This is a genomic window from Agromyces sp. NSFZ (assembly GCF_056156205.1).
Window position 1 is genome coordinate 2,756,341 of the sequence record NZ_CM149585.1, and the last position, 23,112, is coordinate 2,779,452.

A 23,112-nucleotide genomic window follows, 5' to 3' on the forward strand; every position below is an offset into this window, starting at 1 on the left:
CCTTCCTATGATCGTGCGACGGTGTCTCGCGGGTCAGGCCGCGTCGGCCTGGGCGCGGTCGGCCGCGGCATCCGCCTCGGCGCGTACGGGATTGCGGATGGCGCCGACGCCCTCGACCTCGACCTCGACGACATCGCCGGGAACGAGGTAGCGCGGCGGCTTCCGCTCGTCGCCGACCCCGCCCGGAGTACCGGTGGCGATGAGGTCGCCGGGCTCGAGGGTCACCCCGCGCGTGAGGTACTCGATGAGCTCGGGGATGTCGAAGATGAGCTGGCGGGTGTTGCCGTCCTGCATGACCTGGCCGCCGATCGTAGTCTTCACGCCGAGCTCGTCGCGATTCGCCACCGAGTCGACGCTCGCGATCACCGGCCCCAGCGGGGTGAACGTGTCGAAGCTCTTGCCGAGCGTGAACTGGCGCATCGGCGTCTCGAGCTGCGCACGACGACCGCTGACGTCATTGAGCGCGGTGAGCCCGCCGACGAACTCCCAGGCGTCCTCCTTGCTGACGCGATAGGCGCGCTTGGAGATGACGATGCCCAACTCCCCCTCGTAGTCGGTGCGGGTCTCCTCGAACGGGATCACGATCGGGTCGAACGGCCCCGTCACCGACGAAGGCAGCTTCGCGAACACGACGGGCACGTCGGGGCGCGCGAGGTTCGTCTCCTCGACGTGCGTCATGTAGTTGAGCCCGATCGCGAGGATCTTGCCCGGCATGACCGGCGCGAGCACGTGCACGTCGGCCAGCGCGTGCCGGTCGCCGTCCGCCGCCGCGACCGCGGCCCAGCCGGCCTCATCTGGCACGAAGCCCTGCGCGGGCGCCTCCCCGGCCGTGACGACCACGTCGCCGTCGAGTCGGCCGATCCAGCGCTTGCCGTCTGCGGTCTCGAAATGCACTGCCTTGGACACGGATGCCTCCACAATCGGGGATGAGCGCCGGATCGCCGCTCGGGTTACTTTGATACTATAACTGTACTCGTAAATGAGTACAAGTCGGTGGGCGTCCGGGTCGCCCCGTTGCTGGGAGGATGGCAACCATGACCAACCATGTCGACGCGCTCGCCGACAACGTCCGCCGCCTTCGCGAGGCCCACGGCCTCTCCCTCTCGCAGCTCAGCGAGCGCAGCGGAGTCGCCAAGGCGACCCTGTTCAAGGTCGAGCGCGGTCGCACCAACCCGACCCTCGACACGCTCATCGCGATCGCCGAGACCTTCGACGTCTCGGTGCCCGTGCTCATCGCAGCGCCGCCGCGAGCCGACGTGGAGGTGCTGCGGGACGGCGAGGGCACCGACATCAGCGACGACTCCTCGTTCGGCCGCGTGCTGCGAAGCCAGGTCATCGGCGCCGGCTCCCTCGAGATCCACGCACAGACGTTCTACGACGGCAAGACCGAGACGAGCGCATCGCACGGCTCGGGAGCCCGCGAGCACGTCCTCGTGCGCAGCGGCTCCATCCGCGTCGGCCCCGTGGGCGAGGAACAGCTGCTGCACGCCGGGGACTACGCCACCTACCCCGCCGACCGCGCGCACCGCTGGCAGGCCGTCGACGGCGACGCATCCATCTGGATCGTGCACACCTTCCCCCGTGCGGCGGCGTTCGCCGGGTAGCGCCCGCCCATTCGTCATGCCGACCGCGGCAGGTACCGACGCGCTGCTCGCACGGCTTCGACGCGGGGCGGGATGAAGAGCACGAGCCGCTCGGCGCCGAGCTCCTCGAGCCGGTCGTAGTGCGCCGAGCCGGCCCGCCATTCGGCGTCGCTGGCGTCGTCGTCGGGACCCGTGTGCGCGATGATCCGCACCTCGCCGCCGCGTCCGGCGGCCGCGCGTGCCTCGTTCGCGATCGCCACGAGTTCCTCGATGGTCGGCGCCGGGTCGCCGAAGCCGTCGACGGCGGCGGCGATGCCGTCGGCGTGCCGGCCCGCGAGTTTCGCGGCGAGCGGTCCGAACGCGCCGAAGAAGAGCGGCGGGGTCGGCTCGGGCTGCAGGAAGTGCTCGTGCTCCCAGATGCGGCGGAGCTCCGCGATGTATGCGCGCACGGCCGCCCGACGATCGGCGGGCGGCGCGGGCCGGCGACCGAACGCGACCTGATCGCGCGAGTAGATCTCGCCGTCGTTCGTGCCCGCGCCGAGTCCGATCCAGAGGCGCCCGTCGGCGATCTCCTGCAGGGTCGCCGCCGCCACCGCGGTGGTGCCGGCATCGCGATTGGCGATGTTGAACACCATGGAGCCGATGGTGATGCGCTCGGTCACCGCGGCGGCGGCTGCCATGAGCGTCCACGGATCGTGGCTCCATCCACCGCTCATCGAGAGGTCCATGAGCTCGTCCGAGAACGACACGCCGCCGAAGTCCTCGTCCTCGACGGCCTTGACCGTGTCGAGCACGTCGGACGTGCGCTCGTTCTCGACGCGGATGCTGAAGTTGATCTCCATCCGACCATGCCAGTCGCCCGCGGCATCCGTCGGCAATGTGCGCCGGAACAGCGCTGCGCGAGCATGAAGTGCGCGCTGCCCAGCCGACCCCCGCCGTTGTCCTCACTGCACCAGACCCGCACCCCCGGCACGCGGATGTCGCGGCGCTCATGTTCGCCGTGCACAATCGGGTCGTCCAGCGCTGTACACCGGCACCTCGGTTCGCGCCGGCCGCCGTGCGTACCGTGTCCTCACGCCGATCGATCCCGGCGTGCTCGCGGAACGGGAGGTCGAGCGATGACGATGACGCAGCCGACGCAGTCCGGTGACGGCGCCTCGGAGCCCGGCCGTGCTCGACAGAAGTCGCAGTGGTGGCGCACGGTGCTCGGCGAGTACCCCACGGGCGTGACCCTGATCACCTCCGTCGATGCCGATGGCGAACCGATCGGGATGATCGTGGGCACGTTCTCCGCGGTCTCCGAGGAGCCGCCGATCATCTCGTTCATGCCCACGGCGACCTCGTGGAACGCGGCTCGCATCCTCGAGACCGGACGGTTCGTGGCCAACGTGCTCGGTTCCGGGCACGAGACGCTGTGCCGCGAGTTCGCCCGCGGCAGCGACGACCGCTTCGCCTACGGAGTGTGGGACACGACGCCCGACGGGCTCCCCCGCCTGCGCGACGCCGTCGCCTGGTTCACGGGCGACATCCGCGAGGTCGTGCCGGCCGGCGACCACCACATCGTGCTGGCGGATGTCACGGGCCTCGGCGTCGGCGACGGCAGCTGCGGCCTCCCGCTCATCTTCCTCAAGGGCGGCTACGGCTCGTTCACGGTCCCATCGCTCCAGTTCGATCTGCAGCAGTTCGGCGGCCAACTGCGCCTCGTCGAGGCGATGAGCGGCCTCATGGAGGAGTTCGCACAGGCAGCCGACGTGGAGTGCATCCTCTCGACGGTCGTGCGCGACAGCGTCGTCGTGCTCGCCGCCGCGAACCTGCGACCCAACCGGGGGCTGTCGAGCATGCTGGGCATGACATTCCCGTTCGCGGCGCCGCTCTCGCCCGCGCTCGCCACCTGGTCGAGCGAGGAGGCGCACAAGCTGTGGATCGAGGCGTCGCGGCACCTGCTCGGCAGCGTGGATCGTCCGGTCCTGCAGGGCATGCTCGACCGAGTGCGCGAGCGCGGCTACGCGATCTCGCTCGGCACGGCGATGGACGAGGCCTTCGACGTGGTCGTCGCGAACCCCGAGACGAGCAGGGCCGAGCTCGCGGCACTCTGGTCGCAGGTGAACGACGAGTACACTGCCCTGGCCGACAGCCCCGAGTGGTACCGCGAGGTGAGTTCCTTCCAGGTTCCGGTGTTCGACGCCGAGGGGCACGCGATCGTCGAACTCGTGGTCAGCGGGTTCGGGCCCGGCGCCGACTGGGCGCGCTTCGACGCCATCACCCGCGGCGCGCAGGAGACCGCACGCCGGCTCACCGACACGATCGGCGGTCGCGACCCGCGCGACTGACGGCCCGACCCCGGCCCTCGGAGCGGGTGGGGGTGAGAACGCCGATCAGTCCTCGGTCTTGCGCTTGCGCCACTTGATGCCGGCGGCGATGAACCCGTCGAGGTCGCCGTCGAACACCTTCGAGGGGTTGCCCTCCTCGTAGTCGTTCCGCAGGTCCTTCACCATCTGGTACGGCGCGAGCACGTAGGAGCGCATCTGGTCGCCCCAGCTCGCGGTGATGTTGCCCGCGAGTTCCTTCTTCTGGGCGGCCTCCTGCTCCTTCTGCAGGAGGAGCAGCCGTGACTGCAGCACGCGCATGGCGGCGGCCCGGTTCTGGATCTGCGACTTCTCGTTCTGCATCGATACCACGATGCCCGTGGGGAGGTGCGTGATGCGCACCGCCGAGTCGGTCGTGTTCACCGACTGGCCGCCCGGGCCCGAGGATCGGAACACGTCGACCCGGATGTCGTTCTCGGGGATGTCGATGGACTCGGTCTCCTCCATGAGCGGGATGACCTCGACGGCAGCGAAGCTCGTCTGCCGCTTGCCGGCGGCGCCGAAGGGGCTCATCCGCACGAGGCGGTGCGTGCCCGCCTCGACCGAGAGCGTGCCGAACGCGTAGGGCGCGTCGACCTCGAACGTGGCCGACTTGATGCCCGCCTCCTCGGCGTAGCTCGTGTCCATGACGGTGGCGTTGTAGCCGTGCTTCTCGGCCCAGCGCAGGTACATGCGCATGAGCATCTCGGCGAAGTCCGCGGCATCCACCCCGCCCGCGCCGGCGCGGATCGTGATGACGGCCGGGCGCTCGTCCCACTCGCCGTCGAGCAGGGTCTGCACCTCGAGGTCGCCGATGGTCTTCTCGAGCGCGGCGAGCTCCGTGCGCGCCTCGGCGGCGCTGTCCTCGTCGCCCATCTCGTTGGCGAGCTCGACGAGCACCTCGAGGTCGTCGAGCCGGGAATCGATGTTCTTCACCCGGGCGAGCTCGGACTGGCGGTGGCTGAGCGCGCTCGTGACCTTCTGGGCGCGTTCGGTGTCGTCCCAGAGGTCGGGCGCGCCGGCCTCCTCGGAGAGCCGCGCGATCTCGGCCTCGAGGGCGTCGACGTCGACGACGGCACGGATGTCGCGGAAGGTGGAGCGCAGCGCGGCGATCTCCTGCGTGAGGTCAAGATCCAACATGGCCTTCCCAGCCTAGTGGCCCGCGCTGGGCGCGGCCTGCGCGGGTCGCCCGCGGGTGTACCGTCGAAGATGATGACCGCCGCAACGCCACCCTTCTCGTGGCGTTCGATCATCCTCCCGGCCTACCTGCCGACGTTCATCTTCTCGTTCGGCGAGGGCGCGCTCATCCCGATCATCCCCGTGGTCGCGACCGACCGCGGCGCCTCGCTCGCGATCGCGGGGCTCATCGCGTCGATGCTCATGGTCGGCGAGCTCGTCGGCGACCTCCCCGCGGGCTGGTTGGTCGCCCGCATCGGCGAGCGCAATGCCATGATCGGCGCCGCGATGCTCGGGGTGACGGGCGCCCTCATCGCGGTCGTCTCCCCCACCGCGCTCGCGCTCGGCATCGGCGTGTTCCTGCTGGGTCTGGCGACCTCGGTGTTCGGGTTGGCCCGCCATGCATTCCTCACGAGCTACGTGCCCGCGCGCGTGCGGGCACGGGCACTGTCGACGCTCGGCGGCGTGTTCCGCGGCGGCTGGGCGGTCGGTCCGTTCGCCGCGGCCGCGATCATCGCGTGGTCGGGCTCGCCGGAGCTCGTCGTCTGGGTGCTCGTGGCGGCGTGTTTCGCCGTGGTCGTCGTGCTGCTGCTCCTGCCCGACCCCGAGCGCACGTTCGGGGCGGCGCACCTGGTGCGCGGCGCCTCCGTCGGCCCGCTCACCGAGGGAGAGGCCGAGGCGGATGCCGCGTCGCACGGCGTGTTCCAGGCGATCGTGGCGCACCGGGCGGTGCTCGCGCGAGTCGGCACGGGCATCGGCTTCCTCGGTGCGGTGCGGGCGAGCCGCACGGTGATCCTGCCGCTCTGGGCGGTGTCGATCGGCATGCCCGCCGACACCGCGTCGCTCGTGATCGGCATCGCGGCTGCGATCGACTTCGGCCTGTTCTACGTGAGCGGCCAGGTGATGGACCGGTTCGGCCGCCTCTGGGGTGCGATCCCCGGTCTCGTCGGACTCGCCGCGGGGCACCTCGTGCTGGCCTTCACGCACGACGTGTCGGCCAACGTCCTCTGGTTCACGATCGTCGCGGTCTTCTTCGGCATCGCCAACGGACTCACGAGCGGCGTGCTGCTGACGCTCGGCGCCGATCTCGCCCCGAAGGCGAACCCCGCGCCGTTCCTCAGCGCGTTCCGCACCATCGGCCATGCCGGTCAGGCGGTCGCGCCGCTGCTCATCTCGGCCATCACCTCGGTCGTGTCGATCATGGCCGCGAGCGCCACCATCGGCGTGCTGGGCTTCGCCGGTGCCGCGATCCTCTGGCGGTACGTACCGAGGTACCTGCCGCGGCGTCCGCGCGGCCACGACTGACGTTCGGGCCTCGCGTCGTCGTTCAGTCGAGCCCGGCGAGCGCCGCCTGGGCCGCCTCGACGTCGTCGCGTGCGCGGTCGACCGCGATCGCCGCCTTGGCCCGCACCCGCTCCGCCTCGCGTTCGTCGCGCTCGGCGTCGGCGATCTCGGTGCGCAACTCCTTCAGCCGGGTCTCGAGGTCGTGGCGTTCGTCACGCAGCTCGTCGGCGTTCCATTCCGCCGCGTGCAGCAGGTCCTCGGCCTCGGCGAGCGCCCGCTGGGCGGCCTCCGCGCGTTCGCGGGCCTCGCGCACGTCGGCCTCGGCCTGCTCGCGCGCGGCGCGGTCGCGCTCGGCCTGCGCCTCCCGCGCGGCGCGCTCCGTCTCCTCGCGCGCCGCGCGCCGTTCCTCGTCCGACGCCTTCGGGCCGCCGCCGCGCTTCGCCGGTCGCGACGGCCGCTCGGGTCGCTCGGCGCGGCTCGTGCGTCGTTCCGACGGTGCGGCGGATGCCTCGCCGGCGACGGCCCCGTCGACGTCGACGGGTTCGAACCCGACCGCCTGCAGGCTCCGCACGAGCCGGCCGGTGTCGAGCGCGCGCGACGCGGCCTCGTCGACCGTCGCGGCGATGAGGGTCTGCTCGACCTCGTCGAGCACCGCCCGCGAGGGTGACCGATCCGCGGCATCCGCGAGTTCGATCGCCTGCTGCAGCAGCGCGGTGAGCAGCCGCCGGCGCCGGCCCCCGATGGTCGTGAGCGCCTTCCCGTCGCCCGACGCCTGTGCGTCGCGCAGTTCCTCGCCGAGGTCGTGCAGCTCGTCGAGCTCGTCGGGGTGTCGCCGCACGAGCTGGTTCACGATCCACGCGGCAGGCGAGGGCTTCTTGAGCCCGCCGATGCGATCGGCGAGCCCGCGATCACCGGCAGCCTTGGCGTCCTTCGCCCTCGCATTGCGCGCCGCCGTGAACTCCTCGGGCACGAGGGCGAAGAGCTCGTCGGCTGCGGCGGTGAGCGTGTCGGTCGCCATGGGCTCCATCATGGCGGGCGGGCGCGGATGCCTCCAGTGACGCCGCGCCGCGGCATCCGCTGCCCCCGTTTCTGGGGACGGCCAGGAGCGTGCAGTGGGGACCTAGGCCCATGTCGCCGATGTGCAGCCGCTTTCTACGGTCGAGGAATGCATCCACGAAACGACTCACGACGACGCGACCGTCGCGCGCTGCGCGGTGCGCTCGCCGGCCTCGCCACCGTCGCCCTTGCGGCCGGCGCCGCACTCGTCCCGTCCGCCGCCTACGCCGCGGGCGACCGCAGCATCGAGGGCTGGATGCAGCCGAAGGGTGAGATCGGGCTCGCGGAGGGCCAGGTCACCGCCCACCCAGGCAGCCAGCTCTCCGAGATCTTCCCGACGGTCGATCCCGACAAGGCGGGCTCCTTCGCGGCGAGCGGCACCGCGGACTCGATCGGCGCGGACTTCGCCTACCGCATCATCGAGCGCGGCCTCCCGACCGCGTACTGGATCACGGGTTCGGTGCAGTGGAGCGGCGGCCCGAGCGGCGTGTGCGACATCCACCGCTCGGAGAACGGCTCCCTCGTGAAGGTCGACGCCGCGAACGACTCCCCCTATGCGTGCAACCACGAGACCGAGTCCCGCGACAACCGCGCCATCGTGAAGTTCACGGTCACCTCGCTCGTGTGGTCGACGGTGCGCGGCACCATCACGCCGACCGGCGCGATCTCGCTCGACCGGGCCTGGTACGAATCGTTGAACCAGAAGGCCGAGCTCAACGGCACGACGATCACCGATGACACGACCGACGCGCTCGCCTCCGGCCAGACCTCGTCGTGGGTCGTCTACCGCCGCAACGCGGAAGGCGGCGAGGGCGCCAAGATGGACTTCGGCTACCGCATCATCGAGAACGGCAAGCCGACGCCGTTCTACGTCGTGGGGCACACCACGAACACCCGCGACGGCCTGGGCTACGACCACGACGCGGCCTGCGACATCTACCTCGGCGAGCCACTCGACGGCGGCGCGAAGCAGCACTACTCGCCCTTCAGATGCGAGTCGAAGGGGTCGAACGTCGACGGGCGGGCCGACTGGAAGGTCGACTTCACCGTGAGCGCGCTTCCCTACACGCCCGTGACGGAGAAGCACCTCGCGAACACCCTCATCACGGAGTCGTGCGTCAACGCCGACTCGTACTGCTCGTACGTGCCGTTCAACGTGGTCGACGTGCTCCACAACCCCGTGGTGGTCGGGACCCCGATCACGAACAACGGCTACGTCGAGCAGTCCTCGAGCCACGAGGTGTCCCACACGCGTGAGATCACGAACATCTGGGACCTGAAGTGGAGCATCTCCTACACCTGGGCCAAGGTCTTCAAGGCCTCGATGGAGTTCGGCTACGAGCGCAAGGAGATGGAGGCGACCGAGTGGAAGGACTCGATCGAGATGAACGTCGAGGGCCGCTCCGTCGGCTGGTACGAGCTCTCCCCCGCCTATCAGAAGGTCACCGGCGACTACATGGTGCGCCACAACGGCGTCGACTACCGCATCCTCGACTCGACCTTCGACATCCCGAAGCTGTTCGAGCAGCAGTCCACCATCCCGGGTCAGCTCGAGTTCAAGTGCAAGTGGCTCGACGAGGAGGAGAAGCGACCGGGCTGCGCGCCCGCCGGGAGCGTGGGCGGCGAGGAACCCGATACCGAGAACCCCGGCGGCGAGGAACCCGGCACGGAGGAGCCGCGTCCCACCACCCCGGCCGACACCGGTACCGTCGCCCCGACGAAGGTCGCGCAGTCGACGGATGCCTCGCGGCTGGCCACGACCGGAGCAGATCTCACGGTGCCGCTCTTCGTCGGCGTCGGCGCGCTCCTCGCGGGTCTGGCCGCCGTCCTGGCGGTGCGACTGCGCCGCCGGACCACCGGCGACGACTGACGCAATCGAGAAGGCGGTCCCGGTGGCGCAGGCCACCGGGACCGCTCGTGCGCGACGGGGCGGCTCAGGTCCATTCCGTCGCCGCTCCCGTCGTCACGACACTCGCCGCCACGGGCAGCAACCCGGCGATGCCGATCGTCGTTCCCTGAGCACGCTGGTCGCCGGATCCTGCGCGCTGCTGTCGGTCGGCCGCGGCCGCCGCGCCCGCGCCCGCGCCGCCAAGGCCGCTACCGCAGCACCTCCCCGGTCCCGGCATCGATGACCACGCTCACGTTCTCGTAGGCGGAATCGAGCATCACGATGACCTCGACGGGCCGGTCACCGGACTCGTCGGCGAAGGGCGCACGTTCGACGGACACGATCACCGAGTCGGGGTCGTCGATGCGCGAATGGGCCTTCGCCGTGGCGATGTGATCGGGGATGCGCGAGAAGTCCACCTCGTCGGCGTCGAACAACGCCGATGCGGGGTCGTCGGGCTGGATGAGCTCGGGCCCCTGCCGCTCGGTGCGGTCGTAGCGGAACTGGTAGGTGTCGATCGTCAACGCCCCGGGTGCGGAGGGTGCCGCGGCGATGGCGTAGCCGTCGTAGAAGCCGATGCGGATGAACTGCGTGCCGCCGGTCTCGGCCTCGAGCGCGTCGACGATCTGCTGGTGCCGGTCGCCGAGCACGACGCCCGTGGCATCCGGATTCCCCGATGCCCACGCCTGCGCGGTGCGCGCGATCGAGTCGTAGGCGGGCATGAGCACGATCGCGGCCGCGGCGACGAAGGCGCCGATCAGCAGCACGCGGCGCCAGGTGCGGCCAGGGCTCGGCTCCTTCGGCGCGCCCGACCTCGTCTGCGGCTCCGATGCCCACGCCGTCGCCTCCGACGCGAGCGGCACCGTGCGCTCGTTGCCGGTGCGCAGCCGCTCGGCGTCGCGCAGCACACGCCAGTCCTCCGGCGGCGCGAGCTCGAGCCGCACGTCGGCCTTCGCCGCGTCGGGGCGCCGCACCACGATGATGGAGCCGGGCTGCAGCTGCGCCAGTTCGACGATGTCGACGATCTGGCGGTGCACGGTCGTGTACGGCTCGCGGTGCCGCGGGGCCACCGTCAACTGGATCTCGCATTCGGGCTGATCGTTGATGGTGAGCCCGGTGCGTCGGATGCTCTCGACGCGCGCCAGGGCGAGCTCGCCGGTCTGCGGTTCAGCGGATGCCCCGGAGCGCAGGCCGCGCGTGAAGGCGCCCATCATGGCGAAGACCGCCGCCACGCACGCGACCGCGAAGGCGATGCTCCACGTGACGGTGTAGAGCGGGTCGCCGGTGAAGATCGCACCGATGACACCTCCCACGGCGACGCCGAAGCCGATGGCGGAGATGAGGGCGAGCATGCGGGTCCTTCCCGGGCGAGGTGATATCCCGAGGATGCCGCATCGGAACGCCGCGTGGGGAGGCGATTTCGCCCCCTCGTACCCCGCGTTCCGGGGTCAGCGCGGAAGCAACACGATGGCGAGGAAGACCGCCTGCGAGAGGAAGACGAATCCGCCGACGACGATGGCGGCGATCGACACCCACCCGGGGCCGCCGCCCGGGTCGCGCTTCAATTGCCGACGGCCGAGCACGCCGAGCGCGATCGCGCCGGCCGAAACGACGAGCGCGCCCACCGCCGGGAGGAACAGCGAACCCACTGCGAGGAGGAGTCCGATGACGGCGGCGAGCGAGACGCCGCGCCATCGGGAGATCGTGCGGCCATCGGTCATCCACCCAGTCAAGCGCATGCGGGGGCGTTCGGGGCGGGGCATCCGCCGGCGAGGCCGCCGTCGAGCCGTTCCAGCGTGTCGCCGCCGGCGATGCGCGGGACGCCACCGCTCGTCGAGTAGATTCGGCTCGAGGGCGGTGGCCCCGAGGCACCAGAGAGCGGAGTCACTGCGATGGAACGACCGGACCCCGAGCCCCGTGTTCCGAGTGACACCGACGCGCTCGTGCATCGCATCGTCACGAACGAGCTCGAGACCCTGCGTCAGGCGTTCAGCGACGGCGCCGAGTTCGCGGTCGCCGGGTCCGAGACCTCGAAGGGGCGCGTGCTGCACCGCCTCGAGTGTCCCGTGCTCGAGCCGCAACTCGACCGCCACTCCCGCTGGGACGACCGGCACCGTACTCGGCTCGAGGGCGACCCGGAGTTCCGGCTCGTTCTGCCGGTGCTGCTCACCCGGGAGGGGGCGCAGCGTCTCGACGACGTGCGCAGCTGCAAGGTGTGCTGGCCCAACGTGCACGGCACCGACCCGCGACCGCTCCGACAGTTGCAGGCCAAGGGGCTGAAACCGCACCACGTCGGGCACATGCTCTCGACCGACGACGGCAGCTCGCTCGGCACCATCATCCGCTCGACGCTGCAGACCGAGCCGACGCTCGACGGCCGGCCGCGCACCGAGATCGAGGTCGTCACGTCCTGGCGCACGATCAGCTACGCGCCCACCGAGCACGTCTACATCTGGGACCTGCCGACCGACGACGTCGCGATCGAGCGCAAGATCCGGTTGTTCCAGCTCCTCGGTTCGGGGTTGAATCACGTCAACTGACGCGGGTTCGTCCCGTTCAATGGAACACCGAACGTGCCGTGACGGTCACCTCGATCGGCACCGCGACCGGCACGAGCTCGGTGTCGATCGGCGCCCGCCACACCGAGCGGAGCGTGACCGTGGCGCTGCGTCCGTCGTCGGATGCCGCGCGCACGAGTTCGACGTCGTCGAGGCCGGATGCCGCATCACCGAGGTATGCCGAGGCCGCGGCGCGCACCTCGGCATCGTCGAGCTCGAACGCGAGCCGATCGTCGTCCACGCGTACTGAGTCGAGTTGCCACGCCTCCGCCCCGGCGAGCGCGGCACCGTCGGCGAGCGTGAGCAGGCGCTTGCGTTCGAGGTAGAGCGTGGTCGCGGAGGCCACGACGAGCACGATCGAGAGGCCGAGCACGCCGTAGAAGATCGTGAGGAGCAGCGTCGAACCCTCCTCGCCTCGGGCGCGACGAGATCGCGTTGCGACGACGGCGGTCATGGTCGCACTCCCACGAACCGCGAGACCGTCTGCGTCGCGCTCGCCTCGACCGGGACGCTGCCCACGGTCGAGAGCGCGAGCACGTCGGGGACGAGCGGCAGCTCGACCCGGGCGGCCACCGAGACGGTGACCCTCGCTCCGGGCTCGAGGCAGTCGGCGCGGTCGCAGCCGATGGCGACGGATGCCGCCGCCGCATCGATCCCGTAGTCGGCGAGCGTGACCCGTACCGCGCGTTCCACCGCGGCATCCGACGCGCCCGGATCGGCGGACATGACGGCGACGCGTGCCGCCTGCCGCGCGGCTCCCTCGACGCCGAGCGCACCCGCCTGCACGGCCGCGACGGCGAGCACCAGGTAGACGAGCGGAACGAGCAGGATCATGCCGACCGTGAGGAACTCGAGCGAAGCCGAACCGACCTCAGTCGAGTACCTCGATCGCCGCATGGCCCGACACCTCCAACGCGCGCTCGGGGCCGAGGAGCCCGACGACGGGAAGCCTCGCGCGCACCGTCACCTCGATGGCGGGCACCCCGCCGATCGAGGTCGACGAGGCGCTGACGCCGTCGGCGAAGTCCGCGGAGACGGCGGCGGCGATGAGGTCTTGGGTGCGGGCGACGCCGTCGCCGGGCGTCGACCCCGCGAGGGCTGCATGTCGCGCGCCCTCGGCCGCAGCATCGAGGAGCGTGTTCCGCACGTGCAGCGCCAGCGCGAGTTGCACGACCGCGAGCGCGAGCACGGTGAGCAGCACGGCGACGAGCGTGAACTCCGCGACCGCCGATCCGCGATCGTCTCTGGCGAGGCGGATCATTCGGGGCGATCTGACCCGAGCGCTCAGAAGCCCAGCACGCGGTCGATCGCCTGGTCGAAGACGCCGCTCAGCGCCGGACCGGCGAGGCCCCAGATCACGATCACGAGACCCGCCGTCATGAGCGTGATGAGCACCCATCCGGGCACGTCGCCACGCTCCTCGCGAAGACGCTCGATGATGAGCTCCGGCATGGCGAGTCCTTTCGTCGGTGCACCCGCGGGTGCGTCGGTGGTTCATGATGCGGGCCGTCATCAGAAGCCCGTCTGGAGTACGAGGTAGCCGGGGAACAGCGCGAACGCCACGGTCACGGGAAGGATCAGGAAGACGAGCGGAACGAGCATCGTGATCTCCTTGCGACCGGCCAGTTCGATGATGGTGCGTTTGGCCTCGTCGCGCGCGTCGCCGGCTTGGGCACGCAGCACGGACGCGAGCGGCGCACCGCGCTCGAGTGCCCCGAGCACCTGATCGAGCGCCCGACCGAGCGCCGGGTGATCGAGGTCGTCGCGAAGGGCGGCGAGCGTGCCTCCGAGTGGCGCGCCCGCGCCGACCGCCGTGACGACTCGGGCGAACTCGCCCGGCAACTCCCCCGACCCGGCCGTCGCGACTCGTCGGATCGCGTCCAGCATCCCCTCGCCGGCCGTCAGGCTGAGGGTGAGGAACTCCAGCACGGTCGGCAGTTCCGATGAGATGCGAGCCAGTCGGCGACGTGCGCGTCGCTGCAGCATCCAGTCGCGGACGACCGCACCGAGGGCGGCGAACACGAACGGGAAGGCGACACGGACGACGGTCGGCATACCGGTGAAGGTCGGTGCGAGGAGCGCGAGCGCGGAGGCGACGGCGAACCCGGCCGCCGCCCACGCGAGCTGCTCGGCACGGAACCGTTCGACCGTCGACTTGGAGCCGGCCTGGCGGAGGCGCCGAGCGATGACGTCGCTGCCGCCCAGCCACGCCGAGAGCAGCGATCTCAGCCGGCGTGCAGCAGGTATGACGACGAAGCCCAGTACCGGCGCGGGATCCGCCGGGCGGCGCGCGAGCATCGCTCGCGCCTCGGGCGACAGGTCGGCGACGTACGGCGCGACCCGCTCCAGGAGTCGCGGCCGCCCGATGCGCGGCACGGCGGAGAGGACCAGCCAGAGCCCGAGCCCGAGGATCACGCCGAACACGACGCCGAGCGGCGCCACCGCACTCAGCGGAACCATCGCCGCTCCTCGGGAAGTCGCCCGAGCGCGATCATCGTGCGGTAGGCGACGACGGTGACGGCGACGCCGACCACGACGAGCATGCTGCCTGCGGTGGAGTCGTAGGCGTCGAGCGTCTCAGGGCGGGAGGTGAGCACGAGCAGGAGCAGCCACGGCGCGGCGACACCGAGCCGTGCGGCGTTGCGGATCCACGACTGCCGGGCCACCAACTCTGCGCGAAGTGCGGCGTCCTCGCGCAGGTAGCCGGCGAGCCCCCGCAGCACCGCCGTCACGTCGGTGCCACCGACCTCGCGTGCCATGCGCAACGTCTCGAGGATGCGGTCGGCGGTCGGATCGGCCAGGGCGGCCTTCAAGCGGTCGAGGCACAACGCGAAGTTGCCGTTGCGGCGGTAGTCGGCCTCGAACGCGGCGAACGCGGCCCGCGTCGGAGCCGGGCCGAACTCCGCGAGCGCGGCAACGCTGTCGGGCAGCGACATGCCGGCTCGCACCGAGCCCACGAGGTGGTCGACCACGTCGGGCCAGACCGCACGGTTCGCCGAACGGCGGCGCGCGGCACGGGAGGTGACGAGCATCGGCACGAGCGCCGCACCGAGGACGGCCGCGATCACCGTGATCACCGGGATCTGGAAGACGGCATGTACGAGTGCACCACCGAGCAGCGCGAGCGTGAGGCTCACGATGACGACGACCGGCAGCGGGGCCGTTCCGAGACCGGCGAGGGCGAGGGTGTCGCGCGCTGCGTCGAGTGCTCCGCCGACGCGCGCCGACGGCACGCGGCCACCCGGCCAGAGCAGCGTCGAGAGCACCAGGAGCAGGCCGAGCCCGAGCGCCGCACCGAGGACGAGGCTCATGCGACCACTCGCGCGAGGACGATCTCGGGGTCGAGTCCGGCGGCTTCGTACTTCTCCAGACGAACGGGTCGCCTTCCTGTCGGCTCGAGGGCGGCGCGACGGCGGCGGAAGATCGGTTCGGCGACGACCGCGGCATCGGTCGTCTCACCCGTGACCGAGGCGATCTCCATCACGCGCCGCGCTCCGTCGCGTTCGAGTCCGAGGTGCACGACCACGTCGATGCAGCTGGCGACCGTCGGCACGACGAAGGAGGCGTCGATGTTGCGACCGGCGAGGAGTGGCAGCGTACAGAGTTTCGCGAGGGCGTCGTGGGCCGTGTTCGCGTGGATGGTGCACATGCCGGGAAGGCCCGAGTTCAGTGCGATGAGCAGGTCGAGGCTCTCGGCCTCGCGCACCTCGCCCACGACGAGCCGGTCGGGCCGCATGCGCAGCGCCTCCTTGATGAGCCGGCGGAGCGTGATCTCACCGGTTCCCTCGAGGCTCGGCTGTCGGCACTGCATGGCGACGACGTCACGCACGTCGAGATCGAGCTCGAACGTCTCCTCGACCGTCACCACGCGGTCGTCGAGACGAGCCGACGACATCAGCGCGTTGAGCATGGTCGTCTTGCCCGTGTGGGTGGCACCCGACACGAGGATGTTGGCGCCGGCGAGCACGCTCATGCGCAGGAACTCCGCCGCCTGCCGGGTGAGCGAGCCGAGCTCGACGAGCTGGTGCAGCGTGCGGATGCTGCGATGGAACTTGCGGATGTTCACCGCCCAGTGCGACCGCGTGACGTCTGGAATGGCGACGTGCAACCGAGAGCCGTCGGGCAGCGACGCGTCGACGAAGGGCGACGACAGGTCGACGCGGCGACCCGAGTGCTGCAGCATCCGCTCGACGAGCTCACGCACTTCGCGATCGGAGAGCACGACCGTGGTGAGCTCGGCGACGCCGTTCCGCGCGATGAAGACGCGCGTCGGCGCGTTGATCCAGATCTCCTCGACGCCCGGATCGTCGAAGAACGGCTGCAACGGCCCGTACCCGGTGATGGATGCCACCACATCGCGCGCCGTGCCCGGCTCGTCGCCGAGCTGCGCGTGTGCGCCCGCGAGTGCACGCTCGCTGTAGCGCCGAACCTCCTCGTCGACGTACCGGGCCGCGAGTGTTCCGTCGGCGATGAGATCGACCCCGTCGCGAAGCACCCGCGTACGCACCCGCTCGGCGATCGTGCGCACGGGGTCGGTCATGTCGACCATATTGGCGGCGAGCGGATGCCCCGCCACCGACTTATCCACAATGCGCCGCTGACGACGCGAGGGCGCCCCGAGCCGAAGCCCCGGGCGCCCTCGACACCGACCGCGGATCAGTCGCCGTCGGTGTCGTTCACGTCATCCGCGTCGTCGTTCGCGTCGTCGGTGTCGTTCACGTCATCCGCGTCCTCGTCCGCGTCGTCAGCCTCGTCCGCGTCGTCGTCCTCGGTCGCGATGACCTCGAACTTCTCGTCGAGCGAGACCTCGACGGACTTCCCCGAGTCGAGCAGCACGTCGACCTCATACGCGGCGTTGCCGTCGTCCTCGGACTCCGCGTCGGTGACCTCGCCTGCGCCGACCTCGGCGAGCGCCGCCTCGGTCGCCTTGTCGAGGTCGGCGCCGGTCAGCTGCTCCGACCCATCCGAGCCGTCGGCGCCCTGCGACGCGCCCGGCCGGTCGTCGTCGGCGTCGAAGCCGTCGGTCGCCGCGTACGCGACGGCGGTTCCGCCGAGGGCGAGGGCCGCGGCGGCCGCGGCGGACGTGATCCAGATGGTGCGTTTCTTCATAGTGTCTCCCGTTCGATCGGTCGACCCCAGACTCGCGCGCGACCGCTGAAGCCAGCCTGAAGCGTCCTGAACGCGACTTCAGTTGAGGCGAGCGGATGCCGCGGCCGGCAGTTCCAGGTGGAGTCGCGCGCCGCCCGACGCGGCATCCTCGACGCGCACCTCGCCGCCGTGGGCGTGCGCGATCTCGCGCACGATCGACAGGCCGAGACCACTGCCGCCCGTGTCGCGCGCGCGGGCGTCGTCGAGGCGCACGAACCGGTCGAACACGCGATCGCGTTCAGCGGGCGGGATGCCGTCGCCGTCGTCGTCGACCGTGATCGACACCATCCCGTCGTCGCCCTCTCCGGGCGTCACGGCGAGCGCGATGCCCGAGCGCGAGTGGCGCGCCGCGTTGTCGACCAGGTTCCGCACGAGCTGGGCGAGCAGCACCGCGTCGCCGCGCACCCGAGTCGCGCGCACGCCGCTCGTGTCGACCGCGAGACCGGCCCCGCGCACTCGCCGGGCCTCCTCGAGCAGCAGGTCGTCGAGGTCGACGTCGACGGGCTCTGGCCGGAGCGCGCCCTCGTCGGCACGAGCGAGCACGAGCATGCCCTGCACGAGCCGTTCGAGGCGTGCGCCCTCCTCGAGCACGACCTCGCCGAGTTCGTCGTCGCCCACCCGACCGGGATGGGCGCGAGCGACCTCGGCGTACTGCCGGAGCGTGGCCAACGGCGACTTGAGCTCGTGCGACGCATCCGAGATGAACCGCCGCTGGGCCGACTGCGAGGACTCGAGTCGGCCGAGCATGCCGTTGAGGGTACGGGCGAGCCGCGCGATCTCGTCGTCGGTCGGCGGTTCGTCGAGCCGCCCCGAGAGCGTTGCGGCCGTCACGGCGTCGACCTGGCGCCGCATCCGCTCGACCGGAGCGAGCGCGCGGCCGACCACCAGCCACGACGTGACCGCCACCAGCCCAACGAGCAGCGGCACCGAGACCGCGAGCAGCTGCGCGACGGTCGCGAGGGTCTCGTCCACCGACTCGGTGCTGCGTCCGACCACCACCGTGAGCTCGCCGCCGGCGTCGGGGTCGGCCTCCTCGACGGCGACGAGGTACGACTCACCATCGGCGCGCACCGTCGTGCCGTCGTCACCGCGTCCCGCGACGGGCGAGTCGGGTGCGTCCTCGCTCGCCGCGACGACGGCGCCCGACTCGTCGATGACCTGCACGAGGCGCTCGTCGTCGAGCTCGCCGAGCGAGCCCGCGCCGCGCTCCTCGACCTGCGACGCGAGCGCCGCGGCATCCTGCTCCGCGGCGGTCCGCAATCCGTCGAGCAGCGACGCGCGGAGCACGAGCCAGAAGCCGGCGGCACCGAGTACCAGGGCGACGGCGACGACGGATGCCGCGGCGAGCGTGATGCGCCGGCGAACCCCCATGCGACGCCGACCACCCCCGCCCGCGACATCCGCCCCGCTGCCGCTCGCCCGCTCAGCCACCGTCGACCGCCAGCCGGTACCCCGCGCCGCGGAGCGTCTGGATGGCCTCGCGCCCGAACGGCCGGTCGACCTTGTTGCGCAGGTGCCGGATGTAGACCTCGACGATGTTCGGGTCGCCGTCGAAGTCGAAGTCCCACACCCCCTCGAGGATCTCGCGCTTCGAGACGACCTCGCCGGCGCGTCGCATGAGGAACTCGAGCACGGCGAACTCACGCGCGGTGAGGTCGACCGCCGCTTCGCCGCGCCGCACCGATCGCGTCGCGGGGTCGAGCTCGAGGTCGCCCGCGGCGAGCACCACGGGTCGCGCCGCCGCGCCCCGGCGGATCAGCGCACGCACACGCGCGACGAGCACGGCGAACGAGAACGGCTTCGTCAAGTAGTCGTCGGCGCCCGTGTCGAGTGCCTCGACCTGGTCCCACTCGCCGTCCTTCGCGGTGAGCATGAGCACGGGGGTCCAGTCCCCGGCCTCGCGCAGCGCGCGGCAGACGAGGTAGCCGTTGAGTCCGGGCAGCATGATGTCGAGCAGGATCGCGGCGTAGGGCTGCTCGCGCGCGAGCCACAGGCCGTCGGTGCCGTTGGCGGCGACGTCGACCGCGAACCCCTCGGCCTCGAGTCCGCGCTTCAGTCCCTCGGCCAGCCGCGCCTCGTCCTCGACCACCAGCAGGCGCATCGACCGTCTCCCCTCCGCCTGGTCCATCCTCTCGGACGCCGCTGAAGCGGCGCTGAAACGAACGGGCGATTCGCACCGACCAGAACTCGGAGGGCACGCCCAGAACCCGCCCGTACAGTGATCGGACGCACGGCCGCGGTACCGGCGCGTGCGTGGCACCGAACCGAGGGGATCGCATGTCTCGAAGCGCGTCGACCGCGCACGATGCGGCCACCCGCGAGCTCCTCGACGGGTACTCCTTCGAGATGACCGGCAAGTACGTGACCGAACTCGAGGAGGCGCGCCACGTCATTCCGCCCGGCACCCGGGTCACCGTGACGCACCTCGCCGGCGAGGACCTCGAGCTCCGGGTCGACGCGGCGAAGGCCGTGAAGGACCTCGGTTTCGTGCCCGTTCCGCACCTCCCCGCGCGCCGCCTCGAATCGACCGCCGAGCTCGAGGAATACCTCGACCGCCTGCAAGGGATCGACGCGACCGAGCACGTGTTCGCGCTCGGTGGCGACCCGGGCGAGCCGAGCGGTCCCTACCGGGATGCGCTCTCGATCATCCGGTCGGGGCTGCTCGAGAAGTACGGCGTGCGCGAGGCCTCGATCGCGGGCTACCCCGACATCCCGAACGACGTGCTCTGGCAGCACCTCGAGGCGAAGCACGCCGCGCTGCAGGAGCAGGGCATGGGATGCGTCATCCTCACCCAGTTCGCATTCGACGCCGCCCCCGTCGTCGACTGGATCGACCAGGTGCGCGACCGGGGAATCGAATCGCAGATCCGCGTCGGGGTCTCCGGTCCGGTCGGCATCATCCGCCTCGTGGGCTTCGCTCGCGACTCCGGCGTGCGCACGAACGCGACCGCCGTCGGGAAGTACGCGTTCTCGCTGCGCGCGCTCGTCGGGAGGGCGGGTCCCACCAGGTTCGTCTCCGACCTGGCCGCGCGACTCGCCGACGACCCGGCCGCAGGCGATGTGAGACTGCACTTCTACCCGTTCGGCGGGCTGCTCGCCTCCTGCGAATGGGCGAGCCGGCACGCCGCCCAGCGCTGAGGCGCCGGCTCACGGCACCGCGCTGATGTCCCGCAGGTAGTCGTCGGAGAAGTCGGTCGCGATCTCGACCCACAGCGGGCTGTGATCCGACATCTGCCAGGTGCGCCAGCGCTGGTAGCGCTTCAGCTCCGAGAGGTTCTTCGGCGTCTTCGGCACCAGGTCGGCATAGAGGGGCAGGTCGGCGTCGGTGAAGACGTCCTGGTAGAGGTCGAGGATGCCGCCGTCGAGCACCTTGAAGCGCGGGTCCTTCACGCGCACGGCGATCTGGTCGTAGAAGTGATTGCGGTCGGTGAGGTGCGTGCCGTCGATCTGCTCGGGCACGGTGAACTTCTTCGCGGTGAGGGCCTTCATGGTCTCGTGCTCGGGGCTGACGACGTTGAAGTCGCCGAGCATCACGTAGTTCTCGGCCTGCTGCGCCGGCACGCCCTTGCTCTCCTTGTCGTGCCGCTTGGCGAAGAACGACACCAGCGCCTGGATCTCGCCGATGCGCTGCCGGAGCGCCGGCCCCGAGTCCTTGCCGTAGTAGATGTGCACCGTGCAGAGGTTGAACTTGAACCAGCCCGCCTGGAACGCCACGAGGAACGGCGTGCGCGCGAACTGCTGCCCCTCCATCTGCTCGGGCTTCGTCTTCGGAAGGTCGGGAACCATGGATGCCACGGCGCTGCCCTGCTCGTCGGGCGGCCGCACCGCCGCTGCCGGCACGACGAGCTGGCCCTTCGGGAGCACGATCTCGCCGGCGACCTTGCGGAACCACACCTTGTCGCGGTTGAAGAGGAACGCCATGCGCTCGCCGTTGCCCCGACCGCCCTCGGTCGTGTCGGTGAGCAGGTAGTCCCAGTTGCGACCGAGGATGTCGACGAGCCGCTCGAAGTCGGCGAGGTCGTCGTTCACCTCCTGCAACGCGATGAGGTCGAAGCACGACGCCACCTCGGCGAGGTAGAAGAACGACTCGTCCAGCCGCCCCCCGGGATTGAACTTGTTCGACCCGAGGTCGCGGATGTTCCAGGTCGCGAGCAGGATCGACGCGTCCTTGCGCTTCGCGCGCAGCGGCGCGAGCGACGCCCGCATCGTGACCAGCCGCTCGGCGCAGCGCGTGCGCATCGTGGCATCCGCGATCCTGCGCACCCCCGTGTACATGTTCGACATGGCAGCCCCCCAACCCCGTCGTGGTGCACGCTACTCCCGATGCCGGGCGCAGCACCACCCGGCGAGTCAACCGGTGGCTCCCGCGTGCGTCGCGCGGTAGAACAGAACGCATGGCAACATCGCCGCTGGTGCTGGGCCCGATGCTGCGGTACGTCGACGAGACCTCCGCGAGCGTCTGGGTGGAGACGCGAGCGGATTCCCGGGTGAGCGTGCACCTCGGCGGCCGCGAGTGGCAGGCCCGCACGTTCGCCGTGCACGGTCACCACTACGCGCTCGTGGAGCTCGACGGGTTGGAGCCCGGCTCGGAGCATCCGTACCGGGTCGAGATCGACGGCGAACGGGTCTGGCCCGAGGCCGACGCCGAGTACCCGGCACCGACGATCGGGACTCGCACGCCCGGCCGCCCGCTGAGGATGGCGTACGGCTCGTGCCGCACGAGCGTCCCCCACGACCGCGACGGCAACCGCAGTCACGGCGTCGACTCGATGCGCGCGTACGCCCTCGCCGTGGCGGCCGGCGGCGAACCCCGCCCCGACCTGCTGCTGTTCCTCGGCGACCAGGTCTACGCCGATCTGACCTCGAAGGAGATGCAGGAGTTCATCAAGGGTCGGCGCGACATCCGCGAGGAGCCCGGCAAGGAGCTGAAGGACTTCGAGGAATACGCACACCTGTACTGGCTGGCGTGGTCGGATGACGCGAACCGATGGCTGCTCTCGACGCTGCCGACCGCGATGATCTTCGACGACCACGACGTGCGCGACGACTGGAACGCGTCACGCGACTGGAAGCGGAAGATGGAGGCCACCTCGTGGTGGCACGGCCGCATCGTCGCCGGGCTCGCCTCGTACTGGCTCTACCAGCACCTCGGAAACCTGTCGCCCGCCGAACGCGCCGAGGACGAGCTCTGGCAGCTGGTCGTCGGCCATCACGGCGACGACGAGTTCGACCTCAGCGAGGCGATCGACGCGTTCGCCGACCGCGCCGACAAGGAACCGACGAGCTTCCGATGGAGCTACTCCCGCGACATCGACGACGTTCGCCTCATCGTCGTCGACTCACGAGCCGCACGCGACCTCGATCCGTCGGCGCGCGGCCTGCTCGACGCGGAGGAACTCGCCTGGTTCGACGAGCAGCTGCGCGGCGGCTTCCGGCACGTGTTCGTCGCGACGTCGCTGCCCTTCCTCCTGCCGATGGGGCTGCACCACGCGGAGGCGTGGGACGAGGCCATCGCCGAGGGCGCGTGGGGCAGGCCGCCGGCCCGGGTCGGCGAACGCCTGCGGCAGGCTCTGGACCTCGAACACTGGGCGGCGTTCGAGAACACGTTCCAGGCGGTGGCGCGGATGGTCACCGAGGTCGCCGACGGCGAGCGCGGCCCGGCGCCGCAGACCGTCACGTTCCTCTCGGGCGACGTGCACTACTCGTACCTCGCCGAGGTGGAACGCGACGACGGCGGGCGGATCCTGCAGACGGTCTGCTCGCCCGTGCGGAACCCGCTCCCCCGCTTCCTGCGCTGGTTCGCGGTGGTCATGTCGTACGGCGCGGCGACCCCGATCGGCGCCGCCGCGGCGCGTTCGGTGAAGGTTCCGGATGCCCCGTTCCGCTGGCACACCGTCAAGGGACCGTGGTTCGACAACAACCTGGCCCTGCTGCAGGACGGGCCCGACGGCCTGCAGTTGACCTGGCACACCGGCAAGGTCGAGGACGGCGACGAGCTGCACCCGAGGCTCGAGGAGGTGGCATCCGTCGTCGTGCCGGCCTCCAGTCGGGCACCCATCGAGGGGTGATCGCGC

At 71.0% G+C, this 23,112-nt stretch carries 24 protein-coding genes; 7 read left to right on the top strand and 17 right to left on the bottom strand.

The features are described 5' to 3' along the window. Nucleotides 1-33: 33 nt before the first annotated feature. The gene (locus ACVFI9_RS12960; protein WP_474762632.1) at nt 34-906 is read right to left on the bottom strand and encodes a fumarylacetoacetate hydrolase family protein; all 873 of its coding nucleotides are present in this window, start codon (nt 904-906) and stop codon (nt 34-36) included. A 128-nt stretch (nt 907-1,034) separates the two neighbouring features. On the opposite strand from ACVFI9_RS12960, the gene ACVFI9_RS12965 reads away from it, so the two are divergent. Continuing rightward, complete coding sequence (locus tag ACVFI9_RS12965) at nt 1,035-1,604, top strand: helix-turn-helix domain-containing protein (RefSeq protein ID WP_474762633.1); 570 nt, start codon at nt 1,035-1,037, stop codon at nt 1,602-1,604. A 14-nt stretch (nt 1,605-1,618) separates the two neighbouring features. Here ACVFI9_RS12965 and ACVFI9_RS12970 read toward each other — a convergent pair whose 3' ends face one another. Continuing rightward, nucleotides 1,619-2,425 (bottom strand): LLM class flavin-dependent oxidoreductase, encoded by an 807-nt coding sequence (locus tag ACVFI9_RS12970; RefSeq protein WP_474762634.1) that lies wholly within the window; start codon nt 2,423-2,425, stop codon nt 1,619-1,621. Nucleotides 2,426-2,701: 276 nt separating this feature from the next. Here ACVFI9_RS12970 and ACVFI9_RS12975 point away from each other — a divergent pair, with 276 nt between their 5' ends. Further along, complete coding sequence (locus ACVFI9_RS12975; protein WP_474762635.1) at nt 2,702-3,913, top strand: flavin reductase; 1,212 nt, start codon at nt 2,702-2,704, stop codon at nt 3,911-3,913. Between the two features lie 45 nt (nt 3,914-3,958). Here ACVFI9_RS12975 and prfB read toward each other — a convergent pair whose 3' ends face one another. Beyond that, a complete protein-coding gene (gene prfB, locus ACVFI9_RS12980) occupies nt 3,959-5,068 on the bottom strand; it encodes a peptide chain release factor 2 (RefSeq protein WP_474762636.1) in 1,110 nt (369 codons plus the stop codon). Between the two features lie 72 nt (nt 5,069-5,140). Here prfB and ACVFI9_RS12985 point away from each other — a divergent pair, with 72 nt between their 5' ends. Beyond that, nucleotides 5,141-6,409: an MFS transporter gene (locus ACVFI9_RS12985; RefSeq protein ID WP_474762637.1), complete on the top strand. Its 1,269-nt coding sequence runs from the start codon at nt 5,141-5,143 to the stop codon at nt 6,407-6,409. Nucleotides 6,410-6,431: 22 nt separating this feature from the next. On the opposite strand, the gene ACVFI9_RS12990 is transcribed toward ACVFI9_RS12985, so the two are convergent. Beyond that, nucleotides 6,432-7,406, bottom strand: coding sequence for a hypothetical protein (locus tag ACVFI9_RS12990; protein ID WP_474762638.1), 975 nt, complete (start codon nt 7,404-7,406; stop codon nt 6,432-6,434). Between the two features lie 147 nt (nt 7,407-7,553). On the opposite strand from ACVFI9_RS12990, the gene ACVFI9_RS12995 reads away from it, so the two are divergent. Further along, complete coding sequence (locus ACVFI9_RS12995) at nt 7,554-9,314, top strand: hypothetical protein (protein ID WP_474762639.1); 1,761 nt, start codon at nt 7,554-7,556, stop codon at nt 9,312-9,314. Nucleotides 9,315-9,541: 227 nt separating this feature from the next. Here the strand turns inward: ACVFI9_RS12995 and ACVFI9_RS13000 are convergent, their stop codons facing one another. Both ACVFI9_RS13000 and ACVFI9_RS13005 read right to left on the bottom strand, forming a co-directional pair. After that, nucleotides 9,542-10,684 (bottom strand): hypothetical protein, encoded by a 1,143-nt coding sequence (locus ACVFI9_RS13000; protein ID WP_474762640.1) that lies wholly within the window; start codon nt 10,682-10,684, stop codon nt 9,542-9,544. A gap of 96 nt (nt 10,685-10,780) precedes the next feature. After that, nucleotides 10,781-11,053 carry a hypothetical protein gene (locus ACVFI9_RS13005; protein ID WP_474762641.1) on the bottom strand — a complete coding sequence of 91 codons (273 nt, stop codon included), beginning with the start codon at nt 11,051-11,053 and terminating at the stop codon, nt 10,781-10,783. A gap of 171 nt (nt 11,054-11,224) precedes the next feature. Between ACVFI9_RS13005 and ACVFI9_RS13010 the strand changes: the two genes are divergently transcribed. Next, nucleotides 11,225-11,872, top strand: coding sequence for a hypothetical protein (locus ACVFI9_RS13010; protein ID WP_474762642.1), 648 nt, complete (start codon nt 11,225-11,227; stop codon nt 11,870-11,872). Nucleotides 11,873-11,888: 16 nt separating this feature from the next. Here ACVFI9_RS13010 and ACVFI9_RS13015 read toward each other — a convergent pair whose 3' ends face one another. The 10 genes from ACVFI9_RS13015 to ACVFI9_RS13060 all read right to left on the bottom strand — a co-directional run bounded on the left by ACVFI9_RS13015 (nt 11,889) and on the right by ACVFI9_RS13060 (nt 19,139). Continuing rightward, entirely contained in the window at nt 11,889-12,344 is a 456-nt protein-coding gene (locus tag ACVFI9_RS13015) for a pilus assembly protein TadG-related protein (RefSeq protein WP_474762643.1), read from the bottom strand. Further along, nucleotides 12,341-12,787, bottom strand: coding sequence for a hypothetical protein (locus tag ACVFI9_RS13020; RefSeq protein ID WP_474762644.1), 447 nt, complete (start codon nt 12,785-12,787; stop codon nt 12,341-12,343). The genes ACVFI9_RS13015 and ACVFI9_RS13020 overlap by 4 nt, the downstream gene beginning before the upstream one ends. Next, nucleotides 12,762-13,151 carry a TadE/TadG family type IV pilus assembly protein gene (locus ACVFI9_RS13025; RefSeq protein ID WP_474762645.1) on the bottom strand — a complete coding sequence of 130 codons (390 nt, stop codon included), beginning with the start codon at nt 13,149-13,151 and terminating at the stop codon, nt 12,762-12,764. The genes ACVFI9_RS13020 and ACVFI9_RS13025 overlap by 26 nt, the downstream gene beginning before the upstream one ends. A gap of 23 nt (nt 13,152-13,174) precedes the next feature. Beyond that, on the bottom strand, nt 13,175-13,342 hold the full coding sequence (locus ACVFI9_RS13030) for a hypothetical protein (RefSeq protein WP_474762646.1): 168 nt from the start codon (nt 13,340-13,342) through the stop codon (nt 13,175-13,177). 60 nt (nt 13,343-13,402) lie between these two features. After that, the gene (locus tag ACVFI9_RS13035; protein ID WP_474762647.1) at nt 13,403-14,350 is read right to left on the bottom strand and encodes a type II secretion system F family protein; all 948 of its coding nucleotides are present in this window, start codon (nt 14,348-14,350) and stop codon (nt 13,403-13,405) included. Next, nucleotides 14,338-15,201 (bottom strand): type II secretion system F family protein, encoded by an 864-nt coding sequence (locus ACVFI9_RS13040; protein WP_474762648.1) that lies wholly within the window; start codon nt 15,199-15,201, stop codon nt 14,338-14,340. The genes ACVFI9_RS13035 and ACVFI9_RS13040 overlap by 13 nt, the downstream gene beginning before the upstream one ends. Continuing rightward, nucleotides 15,198-16,439, bottom strand: a complete 1,242-nt coding sequence (locus ACVFI9_RS13045) for a CpaF family protein (RefSeq protein WP_474766253.1) — start codon at nt 16,437-16,439, stop codon at nt 15,198-15,200. Before ACVFI9_RS13045 ends, ACVFI9_RS13040 begins: the two co-directional genes overlap by 4 nt. 107 nt (nt 16,440-16,546) lie before the next feature. Next, nucleotides 16,547-16,999, bottom strand: coding sequence for a PepSY domain-containing protein (locus ACVFI9_RS13050; RefSeq protein ID WP_474762649.1), 453 nt, complete (start codon nt 16,997-16,999; stop codon nt 16,547-16,549). Nucleotides 17,000-17,077: 78 nt separating this feature from the next. Then, nucleotides 17,078-18,469: an ATP-binding protein gene (locus ACVFI9_RS13055; RefSeq protein ID WP_474762650.1), complete on the bottom strand. Its 1,392-nt coding sequence runs from the start codon at nt 18,467-18,469 to the stop codon at nt 17,078-17,080. Continuing rightward, nucleotides 18,462-19,139 carry a response regulator transcription factor gene (locus ACVFI9_RS13060; protein WP_474762651.1) on the bottom strand — a complete coding sequence of 226 codons (678 nt, stop codon included), beginning with the start codon at nt 19,137-19,139 and terminating at the stop codon, nt 18,462-18,464. The genes ACVFI9_RS13055 and ACVFI9_RS13060 overlap by 8 nt, the downstream gene beginning before the upstream one ends. Nucleotides 19,140-19,315: 176 nt before the next feature. Between ACVFI9_RS13060 and ACVFI9_RS13065 the strand changes: the two genes are divergently transcribed. After that, nucleotides 19,316-20,176, top strand: coding sequence for a methylenetetrahydrofolate reductase (locus ACVFI9_RS13065; RefSeq protein WP_474762652.1), 861 nt, complete (start codon nt 19,316-19,318; stop codon nt 20,174-20,176). Nucleotides 20,177-20,185: 9 nt separating this feature from the next. On the opposite strand, the gene ACVFI9_RS13070 is transcribed toward ACVFI9_RS13065, so the two are convergent. Next, nucleotides 20,186-21,322 carry an endonuclease/exonuclease/phosphatase family protein gene (locus ACVFI9_RS13070; RefSeq protein ID WP_474762653.1) on the bottom strand — a complete coding sequence of 379 codons (1,137 nt, stop codon included), beginning with the start codon at nt 21,320-21,322 and terminating at the stop codon, nt 20,186-20,188. 110 nt (nt 21,323-21,432) lie between these two features. Between ACVFI9_RS13070 and ACVFI9_RS13075 the strand changes: the two genes are divergently transcribed. Continuing rightward, complete coding sequence (locus ACVFI9_RS13075) at nt 21,433-23,106, top strand: alkaline phosphatase D family protein (RefSeq protein ID WP_474762654.1); 1,674 nt, start codon at nt 21,433-21,435, stop codon at nt 23,104-23,106. The last annotated feature ends 6 nt before the right edge of the window (nt 23,107-23,112 follow it).

What these genes read in the sequence shown, in the direction of transcription:
- ACVFI9_RS13030 (WP_474762646.1), bottom strand. Translation starts at nt 13,342, where the DNA reads ATGCCGGAGCTCATCATCGAGCGTCTTCGCGAGGAGCGTGGCGACGTG.
- ACVFI9_RS13015 (WP_474762643.1), bottom strand. Translation starts at nt 12,344, where the DNA reads ATGACCGCCGTCGTCGCAACGCGATCTCGTCGCGCCCGAGGCGAGGAG.
- ACVFI9_RS12995 (WP_474762639.1), top strand. Translation starts at nt 7,554, where the DNA reads ATGCATCCACGAAACGACTCACGACGACGCGACCGTCGCGCGCTGCGC.
- ACVFI9_RS12970 (WP_474762634.1), bottom strand. Translation starts at nt 2,425, where the DNA reads ATGGAGATCAACTTCAGCATCCGCGTCGAGAACGAGCGCACGTCCGAC.
- ACVFI9_RS13050 (WP_474762649.1), bottom strand. Translation starts at nt 16,999, where the DNA reads ATGAAGAAACGCACCATCTGGATCACGTCCGCCGCGGCCGCCGCGGCC.
- ACVFI9_RS13045 (WP_474766253.1), bottom strand. Translation starts at nt 16,439, where the DNA reads ATGGTCGACATGACCGACCCCGTGCGCACGATCGCCGAGCGGGTGCGT.
- ACVFI9_RS13020 (WP_474762644.1), bottom strand. Translation starts at nt 12,787, where the DNA reads ATGCGGCGATCGAGGTACTCGACTGAGGTCGGTTCGGCTTCGCTCGAG.
- ACVFI9_RS13075 (WP_474762654.1), top strand. Translation starts at nt 21,433, where the DNA reads ATGGCAACATCGCCGCTGGTGCTGGGCCCGATGCTGCGGTACGTCGAC.
- ACVFI9_RS13025 (WP_474762645.1), bottom strand. Translation starts at nt 13,151, where the DNA reads ATGATCCGCCTCGCCAGAGACGATCGCGGATCGGCGGTCGCGGAGTTC.
- ACVFI9_RS13060 (WP_474762651.1), bottom strand. Translation starts at nt 19,139, where the DNA reads ATGCGCCTGCTGGTGGTCGAGGACGAGGCGCGGCTGGCCGAGGGACTG.
- ACVFI9_RS13040 (WP_474762648.1), bottom strand. Translation starts at nt 15,201, where the DNA reads ATGAGCCTCGTCCTCGGTGCGGCGCTCGGGCTCGGCCTGCTCCTGGTG.
- ACVFI9_RS13035 (WP_474762647.1), bottom strand. Translation starts at nt 14,350, where the DNA reads ATGGTTCCGCTGAGTGCGGTGGCGCCGCTCGGCGTCGTGTTCGGCGTG.
- ACVFI9_RS12990 (WP_474762638.1), bottom strand. Translation starts at nt 7,406, where the DNA reads ATGGCGACCGACACGCTCACCGCCGCAGCCGACGAGCTCTTCGCCCTC.
- ACVFI9_RS12965 (WP_474762633.1), top strand. Translation starts at nt 1,035, where the DNA reads ATGACCAACCATGTCGACGCGCTCGCCGACAACGTCCGCCGCCTTCGC.
- prfB (WP_474762636.1), bottom strand. Translation starts at nt 5,068, where the DNA reads ATGTTGGATCTTGACCTCACGCAGGAGATCGCCGCGCTGCGCTCCACC.
- ACVFI9_RS12985 (WP_474762637.1), top strand. Translation starts at nt 5,141, where the DNA reads ATGACCGCCGCAACGCCACCCTTCTCGTGGCGTTCGATCATCCTCCCG.
- ACVFI9_RS12975 (WP_474762635.1), top strand. Translation starts at nt 2,702, where the DNA reads ATGACGATGACGCAGCCGACGCAGTCCGGTGACGGCGCCTCGGAGCCC.
- ACVFI9_RS13005 (WP_474762641.1), bottom strand. Translation starts at nt 11,053, where the DNA reads ATGACCGATGGCCGCACGATCTCCCGATGGCGCGGCGTCTCGCTCGCC.
- ACVFI9_RS13065 (WP_474762652.1), top strand. Translation starts at nt 19,316, where the DNA reads ATGTCTCGAAGCGCGTCGACCGCGCACGATGCGGCCACCCGCGAGCTC.
- ACVFI9_RS13000 (WP_474762640.1), bottom strand. Translation starts at nt 10,684, where the DNA reads ATGCTCGCCCTCATCTCCGCCATCGGCTTCGGCGTCGCCGTGGGAGGT.
- ACVFI9_RS13010 (WP_474762642.1), top strand. Translation starts at nt 11,225, where the DNA reads ATGGAACGACCGGACCCCGAGCCCCGTGTTCCGAGTGACACCGACGCG.
- ACVFI9_RS13070 (WP_474762653.1), bottom strand. Translation starts at nt 21,322, where the DNA reads ATGTCGAACATGTACACGGGGGTGCGCAGGATCGCGGATGCCACGATG.